This window comes from Colwellia sp. C1TZA3, from assembly GCF_007954265.1.
GTDB lineage: Bacteria > Pseudomonadota > Gammaproteobacteria > Enterobacterales > Alteromonadaceae > Cognaticolwellia.
Genome location: NZ_VOLS01000022.1, coordinates 55,301 through 61,300, shown reverse-complemented (window position 1 = coordinate 61,300; position 6,000 = coordinate 55,301). Strand labels below are relative to the sequence as shown.

Genomic DNA, 6,000 nt, shown 5'->3' with positions numbered 1-6,000 from the left:
GGCACAAAAGGCGATACTTCACTACAATAAAGATGAATCACTGGCGGTTTTTCGCTTGGCACAAGGATGCTCAAGGCAATGTTAAACAGCTATTACTCTATAATGCTTCTTACACACCAATTAAGCGACATGTAAAAATTCGTGCTGTGGCTAATCCATTCCTCAAAGAATACGCTGAGTACTTCGAAAAACGAAGTGCTAAAACTAGCATTAAACCTTGGTGGACTCTGTTACATTTACTGCCGGTTCAGTTTAGAGACTGGGCTTAGATAGGCTTGAGCCGTGTGCGGGGAAACCAGCATGCACGGTTCTTAGGAGAGCGAGTAGCAGAAATGCTGCTCGCTTATCCGATAAATGTCCAGTACATTTATCTTCTCGGTTCGCTTGCCGGGCTATTGGCTCGTTCAATGAGCGCATAAACCAGCTGATACTCATTAAGCGTTGTTTATAAATCTCAGCCGTACTTTCAACCATCGCTAATTGAAACTTATCAAGCGGTTGTTTATGAGTGTATTGTTGAGTCAGTAGTGTGCCTTTAAATAACTGATGCCAACGCTCAAGCACTTCACCTGTTGACCATTTTTTTACTTGCTCACTATCGACGTGTAATACGATATGTAAGTGATTATGCATGACCGCATGCGCGCAAATATCAATAGCAAATGCTTGAGATAATTGGAAAATACGCTGTTCAATCCATCTGCGCCTATGCTCAAAACTGACCCCCGTTTCTTTATCCACGCCACATAAAAAAGCCTTTCGTACCGTGCGGCTGCAAATGTGATAATACGGGGTATCTACTAAACTGATTTGTTGTGAGCGAGGTTTAGGCATAACAATCACCAAATTTAATTAAGGTAAATTAAGTTTAGTTTATTGAAGTAAATATGCATAAGTTATTATGGGTGGCCTAATAAGTTTCTCTCAGTTATATTATGGTTACATTTACGATCATTTAACGACTTTTTATGAATATTCGCTCTAAACTAACGTTGAGCTTTGCCGCTACGGTTATTTTGCCTATTATTGCGATTGCGATTGTCAGTATATCAATGACGATCTCTAAATCTTCAACAAGCTTTGTCGAACGTACTCAGAATGAGTTAAGACAAGTAGACAACGGCTTTCAGCTGTTCTTTCAACAAATCAAAGCTAACGTAAAATTTTTAGCTGAAAATAAGTTGACGGCTCAACTTCCTGATAATACTCATACTTATATTGGCTCTGATCATATGATGGTGCCGAAAAATGACTCTGTCGAAGAATTAAATTTATATAAGCTGTATGAAGATTTTGGTTCATCACACCCTGATTTACTTTATGTCTACACAGGTACCAAAGAAGGTGGCTTTGTTCAATATCCACTAGAAGAGCTTGGAGGTTATGATCCAAGACAACGTCCTTGGTATAAACAAGCACTAGCTTCTCCCAACGCTCCAATTATTACTGAAGCATATCAAGATGTCATAGGAAAACCTGTAGTAACTTCCGCGTTAGCGGTTAAAAACAAGCAAGGTGATATCATAGGCGTACAAGGTCTAGATGTTACCCTTTCAACTTTAACGGATATATTGAGTAATACCAAACTAGGTGAAAGCGGTTATCTCATTCTTATTGATGAGTCAGGCACCGTATTAGCTGATGCCAAAACACCAGAGAATAATTTCAAAAATATTAAAGATCTTTCATCATCATTATTTTCTATATTACAAAAAAATCCAAATCAACATCATTTTTCTACCAAGCATTTAGGTAAAGATGTTGATGTTGCCAGTTATTATTCAAAAGAATTAAAGTGGCGTTTTGTTGGTGTCATCCATAGCGCTGAAATTTTAGCGCCTGCATATAGTATGAGTCTGACTATTTCCGTGATTGCCTTGATCATGGTTACATTATTTATTGCCATGGGATTTTGGTTAGCTAATCGCATTGTCCAACCCATTAACCGTGTTGCTGAAGGCTTGCGTGATATTGCACAAGGTGATGGAAACTTAACTAAGCGACTAGAGATTATTGGTCAAGATGAAGTCAGTGAATTGGCTCAATGGTTTAATCAATTCTTAGACTCAATTCATCAGCTTGTTGTTGATATTAAAACCTGTGCATCAACATTAAATGTGGCGGCTAATGAATCGGGTCTACAAATCGCAGATGTAAAAGCAGTAAGCTATCAACAAGAACAATCGATAGATAATGTGAATAACCTTATCGCAACAATGACAGATATCGCCCATCAAACGTCAAATGACTGCCAAGAAAGCTCAACCACTATTATGAAAACTGAAGAGTACTCTAAAAAGGGAATTTCGTTAATTTCTGTTACGGTAAGTGAAGTGAGCTCATTAAATCAATCGTTAAGTGAATCATCTCAATCGATGAAGTCACTTGAACTGGAAAGCGAAAATATTACCAAAATATTAGATGTTATTAGAAGTATTGCCGAACAAACTAATCTGTTAGCACTTAATGCGGCTATTGAAGCGGCAAGAGCTGGTGAACAAGGGCGAGGTTTTGCTGTAGTCGCAGATGAAGTGAGAACATTAGCGCAACGCTCGCGAGGTGCTACCGAAGAAATTGATGCTGTATTGATGAACCTGCTAGATAAAACCCGTGTTGTTTCTCAACAAATGGGCGTGAATGTCGAACAATCGAAACAGACTATTGAAAAAATTGAACAAGCGAACCAATCATTTAACGAAATCAATTCTTTGGTTGGACAAATGAAAGAAAACATTTCACGTATTACTCAAGCCGCAGATCAACAGTGCAGTTCATCAGACTTGATCAATGACGATATTAGTGGCATTAATCAATCGGCAAAAGGTATTGTTAATACTGCTGATATATTGGCCGATGGATCGAATGACTTACTTGTTTTATCAAAAGATTTAACAAATTTAGTCGGTCGCTTTAAAGTCAGTAATTAACATGTAATACCAATTTGATTAATTAAGTGATCACCTTTTTCATGAGGAAAAATGGATAAATACAAGGCATAAAATTTAGTCAGTAGTTATTCACCTTATAAATTTTATAACGCTGTAGTTATTCATTTTAACCATTAAAAATGAGCAGGTAATTAATCAACTTGGTATAAGCTAGTATTAAATAATGAACTAGTATATTTTAACCCTTTATGCTGGTTTTTTATTTTAAGTGATAAGCCTCTGTAGTTTTGGTGGCGTCATTATAAAATGGCATCTCTTTTAGATTAATTTATTCCCCCATACATACTAACGCTAGCAGTTCATCACTTTAGCCTGAATTAACAGCTATGTTGTCTTTTGATGTTGATGACTATACTTAATGTACTGAAAGCTAATAACGTTAGGTGCAACCTGGCTTTTAAGCAGTTTCAAAACATACTAGATCACGTCACTGGACAGCTTTATGCATAGCTTTGCCACTTAGTTATTCTTAAATGGCGCAGATATTCGAACTGTACAAGCGCTATTGAGACACAATGACGTTAAAACTACTAAATTTATACTCATGTTATAGGTCAACATACTGCTAGGATTTTAAGCCCCATAGATAAAAATAATAATTCGAAAATATAGCGCAAGAAATTTGAAGTTAATGTTTGCAGTGTGGACAAAGTTAGCATTAATAATTTGACGATAAACGTCCACCTTGGGGCTTGAATTCAACTGGGCAAAGTGGACTGTTTTTTTTGATGAATTCAGCTCTAAATTAGGTCTTGTAAATAGCAAAAGTGATTGTTAAAAGTGACTTAAAAGTCACTTTATTTATTGATTGAGAATCTAAAATATTCTACAGAGTGATTGTGAAATATTTGCTATATTTTTCATGGCTTAACACGTTGCTCATTATTGGTTAGGATTTACAATTACTTCTGCTTGATCCTAGCTGAGTTGACATTGGGCTGAGCTCGCTTGTGCTTAAGTTCAGCTACATTTAAGCCTAGTTACGTTTAGGGATTGGTTTTTCATAAAAAATTGGTCCGTTAGCATTGAATCTGTTAGCTTTTAAATTATTTAATGGCACACCATCAAGCACTACCTTATTAGCTTGATTTACCTCAGGACTAATCGCTAAATTTTCTGCCCAGGTTTTTCCTGAATCCATCGCTATTGGTATGGCTAAATCGTTGATAATACTGCTGGCTGAAGTAAATTCAGGCAATATACGACGCGTTACATAATCAACTCTTGCTTTGATATTAGTGTCTCCGATACGGCCACGTTGCCCCCAAGTGACTATGTATTGCTCTCCTGCGTTTTGAGGTTGGCTAGTTATTGCAACATCTCTGTCAATATCGTAACGTGCTTTCATCATAAAACCGTCAAATAGCATGGCGTAGTCTTCGCGCTTACTGGTGTAATTGTAAAATTGCGGGGCGTGTTCAGGGCTAAAAAAGCCAGTAACATCACTTGGATTGTAATTTTTTTCGCTACTTGTCGCAGTTTCACCTTGATAACGTACCTGTGCTAAACGATACATTTGTGTACCATTGAGCGGCAGTGAAGTGCTCAACAGATCAGATTGTATACCTGTTGATTTTAAGATTTTATCGGCGGCATCTAGTATGCGATCATTGCGGTCTAAGCTTGCCCAAGTGCTTTTTGCAAAAAAGTCATTGGCGTGTGCGAGTTCGTGATACATCAACGACGCTAAATCAAAAACACCTTCACTTGCGTCACGAGTTAATCGCAAATTTATTGGATAGTAAAAACTTGCGTAGTTATTATTTTTAACATAGCGCCAGGGCATAACAAAATTTAGCTCGTCGCCGAATGAGGCACGAAAGTCGGGGGCTTGATTAATGGTATCTCTTTCATCGGGTGTTAACCAAATATTTTCAGGGTCAAGGTGGATAGCACCCGTAACAACCCAATAATATGAAGGGCGTATGTCATATGAAATCACAATGGCTGTGGTGGCACGAAGTAAGTTTTTAAAATCGCCTTGTTGATCTGAGTTTTGTAAAAATTCTTTAAACCTTTGTCCCATCCACTGATGAGAAACTACAACGCGGTCCATAATATCGTCAATAGTTGGTGTGGTGGTATCTTGTGCTATTAGGGGTAATTCATTAAGGCGACAGCTAGTGCGAAAATCAATACGATTACTATAAACACAGTCAACTAAAACATCAGCATAAGGTGAGTTGGCATTAAAAGGGAATACGGTGGCTAATCGTGTATTATAAGCTGTGTTGTCATCACTGCTAATAGTTGCTGCATTTTCGACTAATATGGCAATAGTATCTTGTTGCTGGGTTGCGCCATCTGAAGCGCTAACCGTAAAGGTTAGCAAACTATCAGCACTAACCGCAGGCGCCTCGAAAAACACCGCACTTTGTCCCTCAGTTGCTTCACTAAAAGTCACCATTGGGCCAGATATTTGTTGCCATACGATGCTGTTGTTTGTTAACGCAGCATTTTCTATGCTCGCTCTTAAAGAAACATTACTACCCTCTAATACCGCATGACCTAGTCGTGCTGATATTTGGCTGCGTTCATCTGAAGTAATAACGGTATGCGATAAGGTTTCACTTACACCATTGCGGATAAAGCTGACCTGAAAATTATATTCACCTGCCTCAGATGGGGTAAAACCAATGCCTTTGGAATGTCTGGCATGAAAAACAAGCTTATTGCCTGTGGTTTGTTGCCAACTAATATTACTCAAGGTGTCGTCAGGATAATAGAGGAATAATTCAATCGGTTGTGCGGTTTTACTGGCATCATCAAATGCAATTATGCCTGTTTGTGTAACAATAGGGGTAAAGTCATCAATAGGCACCTCAGTTTTATTGTCAGAGCTACTGCCGCCACATCCTTGTACAATCAATGCAACGAAAGTTAACGCAAGTACAATCATGGCATTTGAAAAACCTTTTTGTTTAATGCAAATATTATTCATCCGTACCTCTGTTTACATACTTGTTTACATACTGGGTTAAAAAAGACTTGTTTAGCGGGAAATTAACTTCATAAAAAGCGCTAATTGCTGACAATGTTAATCTGCAGACCT

The 6,000-nt window shown here is 37.9% G+C and carries 3 protein-coding genes and 1 pseudogene; 2 read left to right on the top strand and 2 right to left on the bottom strand.

All coding sequences use genetic code 11. The annotated features are described in order from the left end of the window. A pseudogene (locus ESZ39_RS17990) lies at positions 1 to 269 on the top strand (hypothetical protein); the annotation flags it as partial. On the opposite strand, the gene ESZ39_RS08660 reads toward ESZ39_RS17990, so the two are convergent. After that, positions 253 to 834, bottom strand: coding sequence for a Mobile element protein (locus ESZ39_RS08660; RefSeq protein WP_411266867.1), 582 nt, complete (start codon positions 832 to 834; stop codon positions 253 to 255). The pseudogene ESZ39_RS17990 and the gene ESZ39_RS08660 overlap by 17 nt on opposite strands. A gap of 134 nt (positions 835 to 968) precedes the next feature. On the opposite strand from ESZ39_RS08660, the gene ESZ39_RS08655 reads away from it, so the two are divergent. Then, positions 969 to 2,927, top strand: coding sequence for a methyl-accepting chemotaxis protein (locus ESZ39_RS08655; protein ID WP_146879519.1), 1,959 nt, complete (start codon positions 969 to 971; stop codon positions 2,925 to 2,927). Between the two features lie 997 nt (positions 2,928 to 3,924). On the opposite strand, the gene ESZ39_RS08645 is transcribed toward ESZ39_RS08655, so the two are convergent. Then, complete coding sequence (locus ESZ39_RS08645) at positions 3,925 to 5,889, bottom strand: hypothetical protein (RefSeq protein WP_146879518.1); 1,965 nt, start codon at positions 5,887 to 5,889, stop codon at positions 3,925 to 3,927. Positions 5,890 to 6,000: the final 111 nt, after the last annotated feature.

Bases quoted from the DNA above. Each gene is read 5' to 3' on its own strand.
- ESZ39_RS08655 (WP_146879519.1), top strand. From the start codon at position 969: ATGAATATTCGCTCTAAACTAACGTTGAGCTTTGCCGCTACGGTTATT.
- ESZ39_RS08660 (WP_411266867.1), bottom strand. From the start codon at position 834: ATGCCTAAACCTCGCTCACAACAAATCAGTTTAGTAGATACCCCGTAT.
- ESZ39_RS08645 (WP_146879518.1), bottom strand. From the start codon at position 5,889: ATGAATAATATTTGCATTAAACAAAAAGGTTTTTCAAATGCCATGATT.